The 1,453-nt window shown below is 44.3% G+C and carries 2 protein-coding genes; both read right to left on the bottom strand.

Annotated features, from left to right (window positions below; translation table 11 throughout):
- Positions 1 to 182: 182 nt before the first annotated feature.
- Positions 183 to 791 (bottom strand): cation efflux transmembrane domain-containing protein, encoded by a 609-nt coding sequence (locus tag RW114_RS20610; RefSeq protein ID WP_340124602.1) that lies wholly within the window; start codon positions 789 to 791, stop codon positions 183 to 185.
- A gap of 83 nt (positions 792 to 874) precedes the next feature.
- Complete coding sequence (locus RW114_RS20605) at positions 875 to 1,135, bottom strand: hypothetical protein (protein ID WP_340124601.1); 261 nt, start codon at positions 1,133 to 1,135, stop codon at positions 875 to 877.
- Between the last annotated feature and the right edge of the window lie 318 nt (positions 1,136 to 1,453).

The raw sequence follows: 1,453 nt of genomic DNA, 5'->3' as shown, positions 1-1,453 counted from the left end.
TAGGGCTGCTTTTTCTGTCCAGCGCCCCATAGAGCAGGGCTATTGCTGCAAACAAACTGGGGACTCTGGCCCAAATCAATGCAGGCTTAAGAATCTGTCCGTATTTTCTTTTCTGATTCCAAAAAAATGGCCGAAGGTACCATGGATAACTGGAAATGGGCTTTTCTGTGACTCTCATCTCATCACCGAAGCTCCGTAATAGCCTCGCGCAATACAAATAGCGCTGATCGTAGAAAGAGAGCGGCAATTGCTAAACCGACTAGAATATCGGGCCAACCTGTATGAGTAAACCATACACCTGCGGCGGCAAATAATATTGAGATATTTGCAATAATATCGTTGCGGGAACACAACCAAACTGAACTCATGTTTATATCATCGGCTCGATGCCGCCAGAGCAAAGCCAAACAAATACTATTGGCTGCAAGCGCCAGTAGACCAATTGCACCGATGGCCTCGAATACAGGAACCTCAGGAAAAACGATCTTGTAAGCGGCCTGCCCAAGAGCGAAAAAACCAAAGGCCGCCATGATGCCACCTTTGAACAAAGCAGCTTTGACTTTCATTCTTGCGCCGCGCGCAACAACGTAAATACTGAAACCGTATACTAAGGCATCGCCAAGCATATCCAGCGAATCCGACACCAGCGAGACAGAGCCACTAATCAGTCCCGCTGTGAGTTCTACTATGAACATGACAGCATTTATACCTAATACTATCTTAAGCGTCGAGCTTTGGCGATTACGAAGCGCCTCAATCTCGCAAGCTTTGTCATTGCAACAATCAGACATTTGACTATCCTATTTTTATAAAAGGGTTTTTAAGTTATTGCCAGAGGATGGTAACACTGCCATCCCCTGGCCTGTGTGAAGCATTACATCTGGCGATGCATCTTTGCCATTTCCAGGTTTTCCTCGACGGCGTTTTCATAGACATCAATCAACCTTTCACAATGCGCTTTAAAATCTTCCGCCTGTCTGTCATAGAGATAACTTTTTGACCGATATTGGCTAAGCAATTTTTTGTGCTCGTCAGCTTTAAGCTGCATTTCTTTCGCCGCTTCCTCATAGTGTTGTGCCAGCGCCTCATGATCGGCTTTGGATGTTGCGTTTTGCACGGCTTGACTCATATCCATCGGATGCGGGTTCATCTCCGTGCAAGCGGACAGTAATCCAAGAGTTAAAGCTAAGGTAAGGTAATCAGTGATTTTGTTTTCATGGATTTTCTCCAAAGTAGTTCAAAAAGTTTTTTGTATCATCGTTTTTCAGGTTGTTAACGGGGTCTGAAGTCCAACGGTACGAAAAGTTACGATAGCACCTAGTACTAAGTCAGTCTTGTTTTGTCGTATAAAATCCCCATAGAGTAGGTTTTTTACATTATTGGGGAACGATAGATTGGCAAAGAAATATATTGTGCGTTTAACTGAGGATGAGCGCACCTATTTGGAAAGTTT

Source organism: Methylobacter svalbardensis (genome assembly GCF_037671525.1).
Lineage (GTDB): Bacteria > Pseudomonadota > Gammaproteobacteria > Methylococcales > Methylomonadaceae > Methylobacter_A > Methylobacter_A svalbardensis.
This window is presented reverse-complemented; position numbering and strand designations above follow the sequence as displayed.